At 66.2% G+C, this 15994-nt stretch carries 19 protein-coding genes; 12 read left to right on the top strand and 7 right to left on the bottom strand.

Features of this window, described 5'->3' with window-relative positions; translation table 11 throughout:
- A complete protein-coding gene (locus H4W27_RS05560; RefSeq protein ID WP_192595047.1) occupies window positions 1–627 on the top strand; it encodes an NAD(P)H-dependent oxidoreductase in 627 nt (208 codons plus the stop codon).
- 66 nt (window positions 628–693) lie between these two features.
- On the opposite strand, the gene H4W27_RS05565 is transcribed toward H4W27_RS05560, so the two are convergent.
- Complete coding sequence (locus H4W27_RS05565; protein WP_192595048.1) at window positions 694–1296, bottom strand: response regulator transcription factor; 603 nt, start codon at window positions 1294–1296, stop codon at window positions 694–696.
- A gap of 198 nt (window positions 1297–1494) precedes the next feature.
- Window positions 1495–2526 carry an aldo/keto reductase gene (locus tag H4W27_RS05570; protein WP_192595049.1) on the bottom strand — a complete coding sequence of 344 codons (1032 nt, stop codon included), beginning with the start codon at window positions 2524–2526 and terminating at the stop codon, window positions 1495–1497.
- Between the two features lie 271 nt (window positions 2527–2797).
- Here H4W27_RS05570 and H4W27_RS05575 point away from each other — a divergent pair, with 271 nt between their 5' ends.
- Genes H4W27_RS05575 through H4W27_RS05615 form a run of 9 tightly spaced genes read left to right on the top strand, consistent with a single transcriptional unit; the run spans window position 2798 to window position 10801 of the window.
- The gene (locus H4W27_RS05575; protein WP_192595050.1) at window positions 2798–3448 is read left to right on the top strand and encodes a DUF4956 domain-containing protein; all 651 of its coding nucleotides are present in this window, start codon (window positions 2798–2800) and stop codon (window positions 3446–3448) included.
- Window positions 3445–4248, top strand: coding sequence for a polyphosphate polymerase domain-containing protein (locus H4W27_RS05580; RefSeq protein ID WP_192595051.1), 804 nt, complete (start codon window positions 3445–3447; stop codon window positions 4246–4248). The genes H4W27_RS05575 and H4W27_RS05580 overlap by 4 nt, the downstream gene beginning before the upstream one ends.
- Entirely contained in the window at window positions 4245–6134 is a 1890-nt protein-coding gene (locus tag H4W27_RS05585) for a carbohydrate-binding domain-containing protein (protein WP_192595052.1), read from the top strand. The genes H4W27_RS05580 and H4W27_RS05585 overlap by 4 nt, the downstream gene beginning before the upstream one ends.
- A 9-nt stretch (window positions 6135–6143) precedes the next feature.
- Entirely contained in the window at window positions 6144–6866 is a 723-nt protein-coding gene (locus H4W27_RS05590) for a response regulator transcription factor (RefSeq protein WP_192595053.1), read from the top strand.
- A complete protein-coding gene (locus H4W27_RS05595) occupies window positions 6859–8412 on the top strand; it encodes a sensor histidine kinase (RefSeq protein ID WP_192595054.1) in 1554 nt (517 codons plus the stop codon). The genes H4W27_RS05590 and H4W27_RS05595 overlap by 8 nt, the downstream gene beginning before the upstream one ends.
- A 33-nt stretch (window positions 8413–8445) precedes the next feature.
- Window positions 8446–8910, top strand: coding sequence for a DUF2243 domain-containing protein (locus H4W27_RS05600; RefSeq protein WP_192595055.1), 465 nt, complete (start codon window positions 8446–8448; stop codon window positions 8908–8910).
- Window positions 8911–8921: 11 nt separating this feature from the next.
- A complete protein-coding gene (locus tag H4W27_RS05605; RefSeq protein ID WP_318782181.1) occupies window positions 8922–9752 on the top strand; it encodes a cytochrome c oxidase assembly protein in 831 nt (276 codons plus the stop codon).
- 27 nt (window positions 9753–9779) lie between these two features.
- Complete coding sequence (locus H4W27_RS05610) at window positions 9780–10406, top strand: class I SAM-dependent methyltransferase (protein ID WP_192595056.1); 627 nt, start codon at window positions 9780–9782, stop codon at window positions 10404–10406.
- Window positions 10407–10465: 59 nt separating this feature from the next.
- On the top strand, window positions 10466–10801 hold the full coding sequence (locus H4W27_RS05615) for an SdpI family protein (RefSeq protein WP_192595057.1): 336 nt from the start codon (window positions 10466–10468) through the stop codon (window positions 10799–10801).
- Here H4W27_RS05615 and map read toward each other — a convergent pair.
- Entirely contained in the window at window positions 10790–11584 is a 795-nt protein-coding gene (gene map / locus H4W27_RS05620; protein WP_192595058.1) for a type I methionyl aminopeptidase, read from the bottom strand. The genes H4W27_RS05615 and map overlap by 12 nt on opposite strands.
- A 62-nt stretch (window positions 11585–11646) precedes the next feature.
- Window positions 11647–12000: a hypothetical protein gene (locus H4W27_RS05625; RefSeq protein WP_192595059.1), complete on the bottom strand. Its 354-nt coding sequence runs from the start codon at window positions 11998–12000 to the stop codon at window positions 11647–11649.
- Between the two features lie 93 nt (window positions 12001–12093).
- Between H4W27_RS05625 and H4W27_RS05630 the strand changes: the two genes are divergently transcribed.
- Window positions 12094–12798 (top strand): hypothetical protein, encoded by a 705-nt coding sequence (locus tag H4W27_RS05630; RefSeq protein WP_318782183.1) that lies wholly within the window; start codon window positions 12094–12096, stop codon window positions 12796–12798.
- 141 nt (window positions 12799–12939) lie between these two features.
- On the opposite strand, the gene H4W27_RS05635 is transcribed toward H4W27_RS05630, so the two are convergent.
- On the bottom strand, window positions 12940–13911 hold the full coding sequence (locus H4W27_RS05635) for an IS481 family transposase (protein WP_192596454.1): 972 nt from the start codon (window positions 13909–13911) through the stop codon (window positions 12940–12942).
- Window positions 13912–14061: 150 nt separating this feature from the next.
- Between H4W27_RS05635 and H4W27_RS05640 the strand changes: the two genes are divergently transcribed.
- Window positions 14062–14517 (top strand): SRPBCC domain-containing protein, encoded by a 456-nt coding sequence (locus tag H4W27_RS05640; protein ID WP_192595060.1) that lies wholly within the window; start codon window positions 14062–14064, stop codon window positions 14515–14517.
- Window positions 14518–14566: 49 nt separating this feature from the next.
- Here H4W27_RS05640 and H4W27_RS05645 read toward each other — a convergent pair whose 3' ends face one another.
- Entirely contained in the window at window positions 14567–15094 is a 528-nt protein-coding gene (locus tag H4W27_RS05645) for an SgcJ/EcaC family oxidoreductase (protein ID WP_192595061.1), read from the bottom strand.
- Window positions 15095–15160: 66 nt separating this feature from the next.
- The gene (locus tag H4W27_RS05650) at window positions 15161–15943 is read right to left on the bottom strand and encodes an SOS response-associated peptidase (protein WP_192595062.1); all 783 of its coding nucleotides are present in this window, start codon (window positions 15941–15943) and stop codon (window positions 15161–15163) included.
- Between the last annotated feature and the right edge of the window lie 51 nt (window positions 15944–15994).

Below are 15994 nucleotides of genomic sequence, written 5' to 3' on the forward strand. Positions count from 1 at the left end.
GTGTCCAGAGCACTGATCGTCATCGCCCATCCGGACCAGAGATCATTGACCCACTTTGTGGCGGCGGAACTGGAGACTGCCTTCGCTTCTCAGGGAATCTCCAGTGAGGTGGCGGATCTCGCAGCTGAAGACTTCGATCCGCGGTTCACCCGGGATGACCGCTCGTCCTATCAGGGGTTGAGGGCCATCCCAGATGATGTGACGGCCGAACAAGAGCGCATTGATCGGGCTGACCACCTCATCCTGGTCTTCCCGGTCTACTGGTGGTCGATGCCTGCGCTGCTCAAAGGCTGGGTCGATCGCGTGTTCGTCAACGGGTGGGCGTTCGAGCTGACCGAAGGAGGCTCGGTGGCACCGAAGTTGGCGGGGTTGACCATTCACCTTGTTCCCCTGGCGGGAAGCGACGCCAGCGCCTACGACCGGCACGGCTACCGAGCCTCCATCAAGGCACAGATTGAACACGGGGTCATAGATTTCTGCGGAGCCAGGCGTGGATCTATGAGGTACCTCTATGATTCCGAGACGAAGCCCCAGGCGGTCATCACAGATGAGGTGAGCCTGCTCGCTCGGGACATCGCTGAGGGAGCGAGAGAATCGCTGAGTGAGGCAACCGCAGCGAAGCTCTGAGGGTCAGCTCTGCGGAGACAGAGGCACTTCTGCTCTCGACCCTGTGGTTGAGGAACATCTCTTCGATCACAACCAATCTCTTGAGCGCGCGTAGCGTGCGGCTTCGCGCCGGTTACGGGTCTGCGTCTTCTGCATGGCATTGGAGAGGTAGTTACGCACCGTGCCCTCCGCCAGGTAGAGATGAGCAGCGGTCTCACCCACCGAATATCCCTCCAAGGTCTCGCGGAGCACATCGAGCTCTCGATCCGTGAGCGGAGAGTCATCCACCACCGCCAGGGCGGAGATGTCCGGATCGACCCAGCGCTTGCCGGCGTGGAGGGCCTCGATGACCTCGGCGATCAGCGCCGGATGAGCTGATTTGCTCACGAATCCCCGCACCCCCAGCTTCAGCGCTCTGCGAAGAACCCCGGGCCGTGCGTGTCGGGTCAGCATGAGGATCACCTGCTCAGGTCTGCTCCGGCGAATGGTCTCCACAGCGGAAAGGCCGTCGACCCCTGGCATCTCAAGATCGATGACCAGGACATCGGGCTTGTGCTTCATGACGACGTCAACGGCAGCGGCCCCATCAGCAGCTTCTGCCACGACCACGATGTCGGCTTTCAGCGGCAGCAGTGATGCCAGGGCGGAGCGCAGCAGTGCCTCGTCATCGGCAAGCACGACACTGATCAATGCAGACTCCGTTCGATCGTCTTGGCCGGGACCCCAGTAGAGAAACGGGCCTCAGTCTGGAATTCGCCCTTCGACTGCCGCACAGCGAGAGAGCCACCACCGTTCGCCACCCGTGCACGCAGAGTCTCGAGCCCGCGCAGGGCAGGAAGTGCGCGGGGGCGTCTCGAGGCAGGTGCTCAAGACGCGACCCCGGCACCCCTAGCGTCCGCCGCTGAGTTTGCGGTGGCGCTGCTGGATGCCTGCAGCACCGTAGGGGTAGTCCTCCATCTCCGGCTCGCTGGCGGAGGTGAGCCGGTCGAGCTGTTCAGTGCTCAGCGCGAGGGAATCCGCGGCCATGTTGTCCTGAAGCTGATCGAGATTGCGAGCGCCCAGGATGACGGACGTGACGCCGGGCTGGGCAGCCAACCATGCCAGCGACACCTGGGACGGGGTGGCTCCGTGCTCGTCGGCCACAGCCGCGACCGCGTCGATGACCCGCCAGGTGCGTTCGTCGCCATTGCGCTTCTCCCAGGCCTCCATGCCGCGCTTCGGATTCTCCCCGAGACGCGTCGAGCCCGTCGGTGGTTCATCCCGGCGGTACTTCCCGCTCAGCCACCCGCCGCCCAGCGGAGACCACGGCAACAACCCAATACCAGCGTCAATCGCTGCCGGGACGATCTCGTGCTCGATTCCGCGGACGAGGAGATTGTACTGAGGCTGCAGGGTCACAGGCAGCGACCAGCCGTGCCGGTCAGCCACGTGCACGGCCTTGGTGAGCTGCCACCCGGTGAAGTTCGAGAATCCGTGATAGCCGATCTTTCCGGCCGTGACGGCATCGTCGAGAAAGCGCAGCGTCTCGTCCAGCGGGCTGAGGGCATCCCAGGCATGCAGCTGATACAGATCGATGTGGTCCACGCCAAGCCGGCGCAGGGAAGCATCGAGCGCGTGACGGAGGTGCCGGCGCGACGTCCCGAGATCATTGGGTCCCTGGCCCATCGGGAAGCGCCCCTTCGTCGCGAGGACAACTTGGCGCGCCTCGGTCGGGTGAGAGGCCAGCCACCGGCCGATGATCTCTTCACTGGCGCCTGCACTGTAGACGTCGGCCGTGTCGATGAAATTGCCTCCCGCTGCGACGTAGGCATCCAGAAGAGCATGCGAGGTCGGCTCGTCCGCCTCCGCCCCAAAGGTCATCGTGCCAAGTGCCTGGGCAGAGACGACTGCGCCGCTGCGTCCCAGCGTTCGGTAAGTCATGGAAGTCTGAGTCATGTCACGGCCTTCTTCGATAGTTCGTCACGACGATCGGATGGGACACCCGAGCAGGTCAGCTGTGGGTCCGGTCTTCCCGCCCCATGGCCCCTCTGACTGCAACAGCCCTCCCCTGACAGAGACCTGCTATTGGCTGAACAGCACCTGGAAGTCTGTTCTGCACCTCATAGTCGCACCCTGCCCCCTTCATAGCTGAGTCATAGCAAACCGAAGTTCTCTGAGAGAGTCACGAACCCCCGACTCCCAGGAGCTCCCCATGACCAGTCTCATGCTCATCGCAGTTGACCTAGCCGCCGTCGTCGTCCTCGCCTATGCCCTGTACTTCCGCCGTCACCGGCGCCGCGACCTGGTCACGGCCTTCGTGGTGGTCAACATCGGCGTCCTCGCCGTCACCAAGGTGCTGGCCAGTGCAGAGATCGGAATGGGCGTAGGCCTCGGTCTCTTCGGGGTGCTCTCGATCATCCGGCTGCGCTCATCGGAGATCTCCCAGCACGAGGTCGCCTACTATTTCGCCTCGCTGGCCATCGGACTGATCGCCGGTTTCGACACCCTGCAGCCGCTGCTGAGCGTCAGTCTGATCGCGCTGATCCTCGCCATGATCGCGATCGTGGACTCCCCCCTGCTGCTCTCCCGCTCCCGGCAGCAGTCGCTGCGTCTGGACCGGGCCTTCACGGATGAGTCCGCGATGCGCGCCCATGTGGAGCAGCTGCTCGGCGGCACCGTGAAGGTCATGGAGGTGACCGAGCTGGACATGGTCAACGACACCACCACGGTGGATGTCCGCTGGCACCGCCCCGACCACAGCACCCGCGTCTACGCTCCGCAGGCCGAGGACCAGGGCAACTACGCCCAGTTCCAGACCGCCATCCGGAACCAGGAACGTCAGGAGGCGAGGTCCTCGCGATGACACTGCCCTGGGTCGACGACCTCTCCCCCATCACTCTGGAACACATCAACACGCAGGCCGAACTGCAGACCCGAGTGGACCGCAAGTATCTGGTCCCGCGGAAGGTGCCGGAACTCTTGGACACCTGGCTGGACCCACGCACCCGGATCCTGCAGATCGGCACCCGGCGCAGCTTCAGCTACGAGTCCGCGTACTTCGACACCCCCGACCTGGTCTCCTACCACCGGGCGGCCCAAGGCCGGCGCCGCCGCTTCAAGCTCCGCACCCGGGCCTACGTGGACTCCGGGATCGCGTTTCTCGAGGCCAAGACCAAAGGCTCCCGAGGCACCACCGTCAAGGACCGGATCCCCCACGATCTCCGCGCGATGAGCAGCCTCGATCCTGAGGCTCGCACCTATGCGGGAGAGGTCCTCGCCAGTGTGGGTCTGCCCGCAGACCTCGCCCGATCCCTGTCCCCCACTCTGGGCACCAGCTACGACCGCACCACCCTGGTGCTCCCCCACGGATCCTCAGGCACCGTCGCCCGGCTGACCATCGACACCGACCTGCGCTGGGCGCTGCACCCGCGCTCCGCGTTCAACCCCGGACTGGACCGTCCCGATCTGGCCATCATCGAGACCAAATCCGCCAGCAGAGCCAGCGCCTTCGACCGTCTGCTGTGGTCCCACGGGATCCGCCCGGTCTCCATCTCGAAATACTCCACCGGACTCGCCGCCCTGCGCCCGGACCTCCCCGCCAATAAATGGAGCCGCGTGCTCAGCCAGACGCTGCGCTCCGCACAACTCGAAGGAACCCGATGAACACCTCAGCTTCACGCCCCCGCGGCACCCGCATCTTCATGGCCACCGCCGCCACGGTGAGCACTCTCTCTCTGCTGGTCGGCTGCGCCCAGCCCACCACCGAGAGCGCGGAATCCGGCTCCTCGACCACGCTGGAGGAGACCACCCCGGCCTCCACCACCGAGGACAGCTCGGCCGCCCAGAACGTGGAGGCTGCCATGGCAGAGAACCACGATTACTGGACCGCCGATGACCCAGCCGATCCCGAGGCTGAGGAGCAGGCCCTCACACTGGACGGGGACGATGCCGCCGCGGAGAGCGAGGCGGTGAGGATCGAGGACAGCACCGTGACGATCACGCAGGCCGGCACCTATCGAATCTCCGGCAGCCTGGACGGCCAGCTCATCGTGGACGCCGCGGCGGAGGACCAGGTCACCCTGATCCTCGACGACGCGACCCTCACCAACGACGCCGGCCCGGCCATCCTGCTCGCCAGCGCCGACGGGGTGAGGATCGAGCTCGCCGATGGCTCGATCAACTCCGTGACCGATGCCGAGTCCTATGCCGAGGGCGCCGAGGAGGACGCCGCGATCTTCGCCGACACCGATCTGCAGATCACCGGCAGCGGAGCTCTCGAGGTCACCGGCCGAGGCGCGGACGGCATCGCCACCAAGAAGGACCTGGTGATCGACTCCGGAGAGATTACGATCAGCGCAGCGGGTCATGGACTGCGCGGAAAGGACGCGCTCGTCGTCAACGGCGGCACGCTCACCGTGGACGCCGGCGGTGACGCGCTGCGGTCCAATGATGCGGACGACGCCGACCGCGGCTACGTGCTCATCACCGCCGGCACCCTGAACCTGACAGCGGAGCAGGACGGCATCGATGCAGCCTCGGATCTGTTGATCAGCGGAGGCACCCTCACCACCGTCTCCGGCGGCGGTGCCTCTGTGGCTGCGGTGGAGGACATCTCGTCCAAGGGGCTCAAGGCCGGCGCGCTGCTGGTGGTCGATGGCGGCGAGGCCACCGTTGACTCCGCCGACGACGCGCTGCACTCCGATGGCTCGATCCAGCTCAGCGCCGGCACCATCACCGCAGCCACCGGTGATGACGGTGTCCACGCCGAGCACACGCTGACCATCGACGGCGCGACCGTCACCGTCAGCGAGTCCTACGAGGGTCTCGAGGCCAGTTACCTGTTCATCGAGGACGGCGAAATCGACGTCACCTCCAGCGATGACGGACTCAACGCCTCCTTCAACGCAGAATCAGAAGCCGCCGATGATGCCGAGACTGCTGAGAGTGGCGAGACCACCGACATGACTCAGCAGGACCAGCCTGAGATGGGCGCGGGAATGGGTGGCGACATGGGCGACGATGGCTCGGAGCTGATCATCAGCGGAGGCACCCTGACAGTGGATGCCGAAGGCGACGGTGTGGACTCCAACGGTCTGCTGCAGTTCACCGGCGGCACCACCGCGGTCTTCGGCACCACGCGCGGTGGAAACGGCGCGTTCGACGCCAACGGCGAGTTCAGCATCGACGGAGGCACGGTGGTGGGAACCTCGGTGGGCAGCATGGAACAGACCCCGGCCTCGGGCGAGCAGGGCTGGTTCGCGGCCACCGCCACGGGCACCGCCGGGGAAGCAGCCTCGGTGATCGACGCCTCCGCGGAGGAGCTGGGAAGCATCACCCCGACCAAGGACTACGGCTACGTCTTCTACAGCGATGTATCAGTCACCTCCGGAGACACCTACAGCGTGGACACTGCTCAGGGCACGACCGAGGCCATCGCCGGTGAGGCCCCGGCGGGCGGCATGGGCGCAGGCATGGGCGGTGGCATGCCCGGGGGGACAACCGGAGGCCCCGAAGCCATCGCGCCCGGTGAGACCGGGTTCGAGCAGTAGATTGTGGATATGGATCCGCACACCCCGACGCACCCGGATGGCACCCCCATCCGGGTGCTGGTCGTCGACGACGCACCGATGCTCAGCGAGCTGCTCGCCATGGCTGCGAAGTCCGAGGGTTGGGAGCCGCACACTGCCGGTGATGGGCAGGAGGGCCTGAAGGCCGTCCGTGAGGTGCGTCCCGACGTCGTCGTCCTGGATGTGATGATGCCAGGGGTCGACGGGATCGAAATGGTGACCCGGCTGCGCACGCAGGGCAACCAGGTCCCGGTGCTGTTCCTGACCGCCAAGGACGACGTCTCGGACCGGATCGCGGGGCTCAGCGCCGGAGGAGACGACTACGTCACCAAACCGTTCAGTCTGGAAGAGGTGATCGTCCGGCTGCGCGGGATGATCCGCCGCCATGTGCTCACCACGGGCCCGGCGGACCCGGTCATGGTGGTCGGTGACCTGGCGCTCAATGAGGAGACCTACGAGGTCTCCCGCGCCGGCGCGCCCATCGAGCTCACCGCCACCGAGTTCTCGCTGCTGCGCTATCTGATGGAGAACCCGCGGACCGTGCTGAGCAAGTCTCAGATCCTGGACCGGGTCTGGGAGTACGATTTCGGCGGCCGGGCGAGCGTGGTGGAGCTCTACATCTCCTATCTGCGCAAGAAGATCGACGTGCTGGGCCCGCCCATGATCCACACCTTCCGCGGGGTCGGCTATTCCATCCGGGCAGCTGATGAGTGAGCGACTGAGCACGCTGATCCGGGTGAGCGAATGGCCGCTGCGCCGACAGCTGGCCGCCAGCATCGTAGTCCTGCTGATCCTGGCAGTGGTGATCATCGGCAGTGTCAGCGTGAGCATGCAGCGGCAGAGCCTGCTGGATCGCCTGGACGATCAGCTGCGCGTCTCGCTGGACATCTCCACGAACAATCTCGGTGAGGCCCAGTCTCAGGGGGTCTTCGGTGGACCCGAGCAGGGACCCGGGCCCCAGGGACCACCGGAGGAACCGGAAGGGTTCTCCCCCGATGACCTCGGCCCCGGACCTCAGCGCGGCACCGTCACCCTGGTGATCCTCGACGAGGAGGCCCAGGTCGCTCAGCTCGTGGAAGAAGGCAGCGGCGCAGTCGTCGAACTGTCTCCGGAACAGATCAGCGCCCTCGACGCTGCGGGCGGCACCGCCGAGGATCCGGTGGAGGTGGACCTGGAGGAACAGGGTTCCTACCGGGTGGCCACCGAACAGGTCCTCACCGACGGCGCCGAGGCCACCGTCATCGTCGGAGAGTCGCTCGCCGAGGTGCATCAGACAGTCAGGGATCAGGTCCTGATCTTTTCGCTGGTCGCCCTGGCCACCATCGCCCTGGCTCTGGTGGGCGCGCTGATGCTGATCCGGCTGGGGCTGCGCCCGCTGGACCGGCTGGCCAGTGCCGCGACCAGGGTGGCGCAGACGCCGCTGTCCTCCGGGACGGTCCAGCTGAGCGAGCGGCTCCCCGCCGCCGACACCCGCGCGCATACCGAGACCGGGCAGGTCGGTGCGGCTTTCAACACCATGCTCGATCATGTGGAGAGTTCGCTCCACGTCCGGCAGGAGGGCGAAGAGCGGCTCCGCCGGTTCGTCGCCGATGCCAGCCACGAGCTGCGGACTCCGCTGGCCTCAGTCAGCGGCTACGCGGAGCTCGCCTCCCGGGTCAGGCAGCCGCTGCCAGAAACGGTCGAGCGTTCTCTGCAGCGCATCGGGTCCGAATCAGCACGGATGGCCGTCATGGTGGAGGACCTGCTGCTGCTGGCCCGGCTGGACTCCGGTGCCCCGCTGCGCCGAGAGACCGTGGCGCTGGCCGGGGTGGTCGTCGACGCCTGTGCGGACGCTCAGGTCATCGGTCCCGATCACCGATGGGTGATGGAGCTGGAGGAGGATGCCGCAGAGATCCTGGTGGACGGGGACGGGCACCGGCTGCACCAGGTGATGACCAATCTGCTGACCAACGCGCGCACCCATACGTCTGCCGGGACCACGGTGACGGTCAGACTCGGCACCTCCGGCGATGCTCATGCTGTGATCCAGGTGGAGGACGACGGACCAGGAATCCCGGAACAGCTGCAGGAACGGCTCTTCGATCGATTCGTCCGCGGTGACGGTTCCCGCTCCCGAACAGCGGGCAGCACCGGGCTGGGGATGTCTATCGTGCAGGCGATCGTCGAGGCCCATTCCGGGCGGGTGGATGTGGACAGCGTTCCAGGGCGGACCCTGTTCACGGTCAAGATTCCGCTGCGAAACGAACCCTCGCCACGCTGAGAAGACCATCCCCGAAGGTCTAGTGTTGATCCTGTGAAGGGACCGACGCACACGAGGCTGGACCGGCGCACCGTGATCTCCGGTGTGCTCTTCGGCTCCGGGATCGCCGCCTCCATCATCGACCTGTTCATCTTTCACCTGGCCCTGCAGTGGCACCACTTCTATGACCTCCTCACCACTGAGGTGGCGCTGACCGCCGACGGCTTCTTTCATGCCTTCGGCTGGTTCATCACCGTCTGGGGCCTGTTCCTGCTCGCGGACATCCGCCGCCGCACCGAGGTGCCATGGACGCGCTGGAGCGGCGCGGTCATCACCGGAGTGGGCTTCTTCCAGCTGCTCGACGGGGTGGTCAGCCACAAGATCCTAGGCATCCACCAGATCCGGTACGGGGTGGATCTGCTGCTCTACGACGTGGTCTGGATCGGCTCGGCTGTTCTGCTTCTGCTGATCGGGGTCCTCATGCTGCACCGCACACGTCCAGCGCGCGTGCCTGCCTGAGCTGGGCCCGCGTGGATCATCGAGAGGGCCATCACCACACCGGCGAGGGCGCTCTGCCGGCGGAGGAGATGCTGGGGTGGGCGGTCTTCGACGTCGTCGTGCTGCTGGTTCTGCTGGCCGGCGCGCTCGGCTACGTGCTGGCCCTCTGGGCCGCCCGGGAACGCAGCCCCTGGGCGCGTCACCGCACCTTCTTCTGGCACCTCGGTCTCGCCTGCGCCGCCGCCGGGCTTCTCGGTCCCGTCGCGACTGCCGCGCACTCCAGCTTCACCGCCCATATGCTCGGGCACCTGCTGCTGGGCATGCTCGCTCCCCTGCTGCTGGTGCTCGGGGCACCGGTCACCCTGGCGCTGCGCGCGCTGCCCCCTGCAGCCGCACGCAGGCTGAGCCGGGTTCTGCGCAGTCCAGTCGTTCGCGTGCTCACCCACCCGGTGATCGCGGCGGCCGTGAACGCCGGGGGGCTCTGGCTGCTCTACACCACCGAGCTCTATCCGCTCATGCATTCCTCCGCTGTGGTCCATGCGCTGGTGCACGGGCACATCCTTCTGACGGGGTACATCTTCACTGCCTCGATCATCGGCGTCGATCCCGATCCACACCGTGCGTCGATGAAGCTGCGTTCAGTGATGCTGATCCTGTTCATCGCAGCGCATTCAATCCTGGCCAAATGGCTCTACGCGCACCCGCCGCAGGGCGTCGAGGTCGGTGACGGACAGTCAGGAGCGCAGCTGATGTACTACGGCGGGGACGCCGTGGACATCGTGCTGATAGTCCTGCTCTTCGCCGGGTGGTATTCCGCCACCCGCCCTCGGGGACTGGATGCTGCGGGTGTCAGAGGGCGATGATGTTCATCAGACGAGAGGGGACTCACCGTGACTGACCCGAATCCGAAGGACTTCTGGGAGAACCGCTACGCCGGTGCGGAGCGAGTGTGGTCTGGCCGGGTCAATGCCACACTGAGTTCGCTGGTCGCCGATCTCCCTGCCGGTCGGTCACTGGATCTGGGCTGTGGCGAAGGCGGCGATGTCCTGTGGCTGGCGGGCCGCGGGTGGGAGGCCCTGGGGGTCGACATCTCCGCGACCGCCGTGGCCCGAGCACGCTCCCACGCGGAGGTGGAGGACTTCGCCCCCGGCAGCGCGGAGTTCCTCGTCGGGGAGCTTCCCGAGGGCATGCCCGCAGGACCGTTCGATCTGATCACGGCTTCCTTCCTGCAGTCACCGGTGGCGCTGGATCGAACGGAGATCCTGCGCGCCGCAGCGCAGCGTGTGTCGATCGGCGGTCGTCTGCTGGTGGTCTCGCACGCGACGGCACCGCCGTGGTCCGAGCACAAGCATGGTCCCGAGGAGATGCCCACGCTTGACGGCGATCTTCAGGCGCTGCATCCCCGCGCTGAATGGGAGCTGGAGGTCGGAGAGCTGCGGGAGCGATCCGCCGTCGGACCTGACGGCCAGGAGGCGAGTCTGGAGGACCTGGTCATCCTTGCCAGGAGGTTGCACTGACCGAATAGTGTGGTGCCACCAGTCGCAGACCGAACGGAGCAGCTCAGATGGTCGGAGTCATGATTCTCGGAATCATCCTGATCTCCGCGGGAGTGCTGACCGTGGCCCTGGGCATCGCCTGCCGAGATGGGCGCCTGCCGATGAACGGGTTCGTCGGCATCCGCATCCCCTCCACGATGAGCGACGACGAGACCTGGACCCGATCTCACCAGGCGGCCTGGCGCTGGATCGCCATCGCCGGGGCAGGGCCCGGAGTCTCGGGGATCGCCGTGCTCGCCCTGGGTGACGAGAGCGGCGTATGGGCGATGGCTGGAACGGTGTGGCTGCTGGTCTTCATCATCGGAGCCTCCGTGGTGGCCTCCCGCGTGGCCAGGACCAGGAGTTCAGACCTCTGAACCCGCTAGGCTCGACGTCGGCAGGGTGAGGATGTCAGCGCCCTCCTCGGTGATCGCGATCGTGTGCTCGCTGTGCGCTGTCCGGCACCCGGTCGCGCTCTTGAGCGTCCACCCGTCTTCCGCCGTGACGAGTTCGTCCGTGTCCGCCATGATCCAGGGCTCCAGGGCGAGCAGCAGCCCGGGTTGGAGCCGGTATCCGCGCCCCGGGCGCCCGGTGTTCACGATGTGCGGGTCCTGGTGCATGGTCGAACCCAGGCCGTGACCACCGAACTCGGTGTTGATCGGGTAGCCCGCCTCACTGAGCACGGCGCCTATCGCATGCGAGAGGTCCCCGATGCGAGCACCCGGCCCCGCGGCGGCGATCCCGGCAGCCAGAGCACGCTCCGTGGCGTCGATCATGGCCTCGCTCTCCGGCTGTGCGGATTCCCCCACGAGGAAGCTGATCGCCGAATCCGCGACGACCCCGTTCAGCGAGACCGCGAGATCCAGGGTGAGCAGGTCGCCGTCGCCGAGGGTGTAGTCGTGCGGTCTGCCGTGGAGCACAGCGTCATTGACCGAGGTGCAGATGTAGTGCCCGAAGGGTCCGCGTCCGAAAGAGGGCTCATAGCCCACATAGCAGGAGGTGGCGCGGGCTTCGAGGATCATCTCCTTGGTCCACTGGTCGATCTCCAGCAGGTTGGTGCCCACGGTGGCGCGCCGCTTCATGGTCTGCAGGATGTCGGCGACCAGCGTGCCGGTGGTCTGCGCCCGGGCGAGCCCGGAGGCGTTCAGGATTTCGATCATGCGGTGCCTTTCTCAAGCGGCCATAACTATACCGCGCAGCGACTGGGCTCCCTGAGCGCGGATCATCCGGAGCGGGTCCCCTCCTCGGCAGCCGCCACCCGCCGGTTGTGCAGCAGATTGCGGATCAGTCCGGGAAGAGCTCCCAGCACGATGACGATCGGGCCCGTCGCCCCACCGTAGGTTTCACTGAACAGCCAGCCGGTCACGAGGAGGCAGACGAACGCCAGAAGCCGCACCACGGAGACCTGCGGTGGATTGATCGGCGGTCTGCCGAAGAAGAACGGCAACCGTGAATCGGGATTGACCCGCCGCAGCATGTCGAAGGATGCAGTGAACAGCACTGCGGCAAGAACCCAGAGGACGATCGCGAGTAGCTCCATCGCCCCATTCCATCTGTTGAACGTTGCCGCGGTCAACAATCCCCCCGGCGAGGACGCTTCACACTGGGACCATGCTCGTAGAGTGGGCACAGCGAACCCGTCCCCATCGCCCCCGGAGGTCCCCCGACCGTGAGCAGCGCACCGAAGCCCGCACCGGGCGATCAGGTTGAGAGAGTCGAGGCGGCGGAGGCCCTCGCCGGCAGACTGGACAGACCCATGGGCCTGCTCGGCGTGCTCTTCCTCTTCGTGTTCCTCGGCCAGCTTCTGGTGACCGAACCGGGGTGGAGCCGCGCACTGACCATCGCGGGGTGGGGGTTCTGGGCGGTCTTCGTCGCGGAGTTCATCCTCCGCGCCTATATTGCGGGGTTCCAGGCGGCGTTCTGGAAGCGCAACTGGTGGCAGGTGATCTTCCTGCTGGTTCCCTTCCTGCGGTTCGTGCGCGCCCTGCAGGCCGTACGAGTGCTGCGCGTGGCCCGGGTCGCGCGAGTGGGTGGCATACTCTCCGCGGGCGTTCGCGGTTCACGCTCAGCGGGACGGCTGCTCTCGAGCCGGATCGGCTGGCTGGCCGCAGTGACCGTCGTCGTCATCCTGGCGTCGAGCCAGCTGCTGTACGCCTTCGAATCCCAGCCCGAGTACGGCACGGCCCTCTATGAAGCCGCCATGGCGACGGTCACCGGTGCCGGCATCACCACGGAGGATCCCTTCTCAAAGGCGGTGCAGCTGGTGCTGGCGGTGTATTCCGTGGGGGTCTTTGCCACCCTCGCCGGATCACTGGGCGCCTTCTACCTCCGCGGGGATCAGCCGACGGCGGCGCCCGATGGGAACGAACCCTGATCGGCAAGCCCACAAATGCTCAAGACACCGCCGTCCGAGTCAGAAGTCACGCGATTGGTCATGCGCGGCGTGTCCGGGGACGATCGACGCGCCTCAGGGTTGCTGCTGCCTCGCCGAGTCTTGTAGCCGGACTAGCTGTACTCAGCCACGAGCTTGTTGACAGCGAGTGATGGGCGGATGACCTCCGAGGGCGCTGTGTCGGCGCAGGTGGTTATAGAAGTCTAACCACGGCCCCAGAGCCGCCGTCCGATCAGCTGTCGAGGTGTAGCGGCACCGATAGGCCCACCCCTCCTGCAAGGTCCGGTTGAACCGCTCCGCCTTTCCGTTCTGCCACGGATGCCTCGGCTTGGTCCGCAGATGCTTCGCTCCGAGCCGCCCCAGCACTGACTGGAATGCTCGGGACCGGGTATAGGCCATCGCGTTATCGGTCATCACTCGTTTCACCGGGGCCCCGTGAGCGGCCATGAACACCGCCGCCCGGGCCAGGAAGTCGGCACAGGTCTGCCCTGTCTCATCGGGCAGCGCCTCGGCGTAGGCGAGCCGGGAGTGATCATCGACGGCCACGTGGATGTAGTCGAAACCCACCCGCTGTCGCCCGGTGTTGTGGACTTCGCGCGTCTGGCCTGGGTCTGCTCGCCATCCGCCACCGTCGGGGATGCGTCCGATCTTCTTCACATCCACATGCAGCAGATCCCCAGGGCCGGCATGTTCGTAGCGGCGTTCGGTGGCTCGACCTGCTCGGATCCTGGCGCCGGTGATCGGGTCCAGCTCCCAGAGCCGGGGCCACCCGGCGCGGGCGATGATTCGCGAGATCGTGCGGGCCGGTACCCCTGTGCGCACGGAGAGGTCTGCGGGGCCTTCCCGGTGGTGCTGGCGTGCGTGGAGCACCTGCTGAACCCTCTGCGGTGTGGTGGCGCCGGGGCTGCGTCGTGGTCGAGAAGACCGGTCGACCAGGCCGGTGGGGCCCTCTTCGCGGTAGCGGCGCAGCCACCGGTAGGCCGCAGTGCGCGAGATGCCGAGTTCCTTCGCGACGTGGGCTGCTGGCTGGCCATCAGCGACACGTTGGACCAGCAGAAATCGGCCATGCGGGGTCAGCCGGGAGTTGTGGTTCAGCGCAGGGCGGCGGGCGGTACGGTGAGACAAGGAGACCTCTTAGATCAGTTGGCTGCGTGTGGTAACCACCAACCTAAGAGGTCTCCGCCCTCTTCACATGTCAACAACGTCGTGGCCGAGTACAACTAGCCCACTGGCATCATCGGTTCTATGTCCCCGGTCACGATTGTTCACGACACCGTCCAAGTATCCCGCTCAATACGAATCCCCCTCGATAAGGCGTGGGCGGCCTACCAAGACACCGCACGACGAGCTGAATGGGGGGTCCCGGCCGGTGAGCAGATGGTCTACTCCCGCGACCAACTGACACGCGGTGGCCTCACAGAGTACCGGTGTGGGACTCCTGGCGAACTCCAGTACCACGTCCGAGGGGAATACCTCGTGGTCGAGCCAGAGTCCTTGGTGGTACATACGGAAACCGTCACGACCGGCGATGAACTACTCTCTAGCAGTCTCGTCACCTGGGAGTTCAGGGAGAATCTTGATGGTTCACTAGTCTCGATCACCAACCAGGTCACGTCGTTCGTCGGCCAAGAAATGATAGATGGCACTCGGAATGGTCACTCGATTGCTCTGAACCAGCTCGCGACGCTGCTCGAGAACTAAACGGCGAGCACGGCGATCTTTCGCCCGGGGTGCGGCAAGCCGAGTCTCGTCAACTGGGAGGCGCGCCGCTGAGGTCCTGATAGGCCGTCGCCCGCAGGGACTGACCCTCGGCGGTCAGCGTCTCTGCGCCGGGCACCCGGTCGGTGTTCTGCGCACTGACGGCCAGCCAGGCGCCGTCGTCGTTCTCGGATGTGGGCGGCTGCTGCGTGACGGTGAAACTGATGATGCCCTGCCGTGTTCCAGCGGAGGTCTCGGCGCTCTCGTCCGGCGCGGGCGACTGACCCTCCAAAGTCCAGCGCGCGTGGACGACGGCGACGCCCTCCCCCAGCTCGCGGACCCGCACTTCCTCGAGGCTCATCTGGGAACCGGCGAAGATCCGGCGGAAACCGTACTCGTGGGCGGCCCGGATCCGTCCCCGGCTCTTCCACCACAGTCCCACCACGTTGACGAAGTCTGCGTCCTCGACGAACAGCGCCGCGAGGGCATCGGCGTCGCCAGCGTTCCATGCTGCGGCGAAACCCTCAGCAATTCCCTCGGGACGGAAGCCGGTCCTGCCACTGGGGTCCTCCGCGATCATGTTTCGCTCCTGAGCTGCTGGATCAGTCTGATGACGCCGAGACGAGCGAGCTGGGTCATTCCGGCCTCACTCCCAGAGCGTTGGTGCCGGCGTGAGGAGTTCCGGACCGTTGTTCCGCACGTTGCCGACGTCGGGGTCGACCTCGTAGATCTCCCAGTCCGCGGCGACCGTGAGGATGTCACCGCGAAGCTGCTCGATCATGACGTCCAGCTCATCGGGGCTCTTCTCCCCTGGGTGGATCCACTGCGCGGCGAACTCTGGAGTCATGGCCAGCGGGATGCGGTCGTGGAGCTCCGCGAGTTCACTGAGGACGCCGTCGGCCGCCTGTCCCGTCTCGGGTGAGGGGCCGGTGAGGATGGTGCAGGACAGGATCCACGGATCTGGCTCTCCCCGGGCCTCGGCTTCATTGTCCTTCCACCATTCGTAGAGTCCGGCGAAGACCAGGGGGAAACCGTCCGCCGAGTGGATCGCGTGGGGTCGCTTCTTGGCTCCCCCGGCCTTCCATTCGTAGTAGGCCTCGGCGGGAACCGCGCATCGGCGTGCCTTCGCGGCCGAGCGGAAACTGGGCTTGGAGGCGACTGTCTCGGAGCGCGCGTTGAAGGTCCGCGAGCTGAATGTCATGTCCTTGGCCCAGACCGGGAGGAGTCCCCAGCGGGCCGGGTGCAGCTCACGTCGGAGGGTTCCGTCCTGGTCATAGCGCTCCACCAGGATGGCCACCGTGGAGGTGGGCGCGATGTTCCAGTTGGGCGCCAGTTCGAACGCCGGAGGCTGGACGGGCCCGAGGTGCGCACGGTTCAGCTCGTCGGCGAGGTCCCCGGTGTCCTTGGCCATGACATAGCGTCCACACATGCCCTGAGCTTGGCAGAAGCCGGAGTGTGGGGCAATCGCTGTCGGTGGTGC

Origin of the sequence: Nesterenkonia lutea (genome assembly GCF_014873955.1) — a bacterium.
GTDB lineage: Bacteria > Actinomycetota > Actinomycetes > Actinomycetales > Micrococcaceae > Nesterenkonia > Nesterenkonia lutea.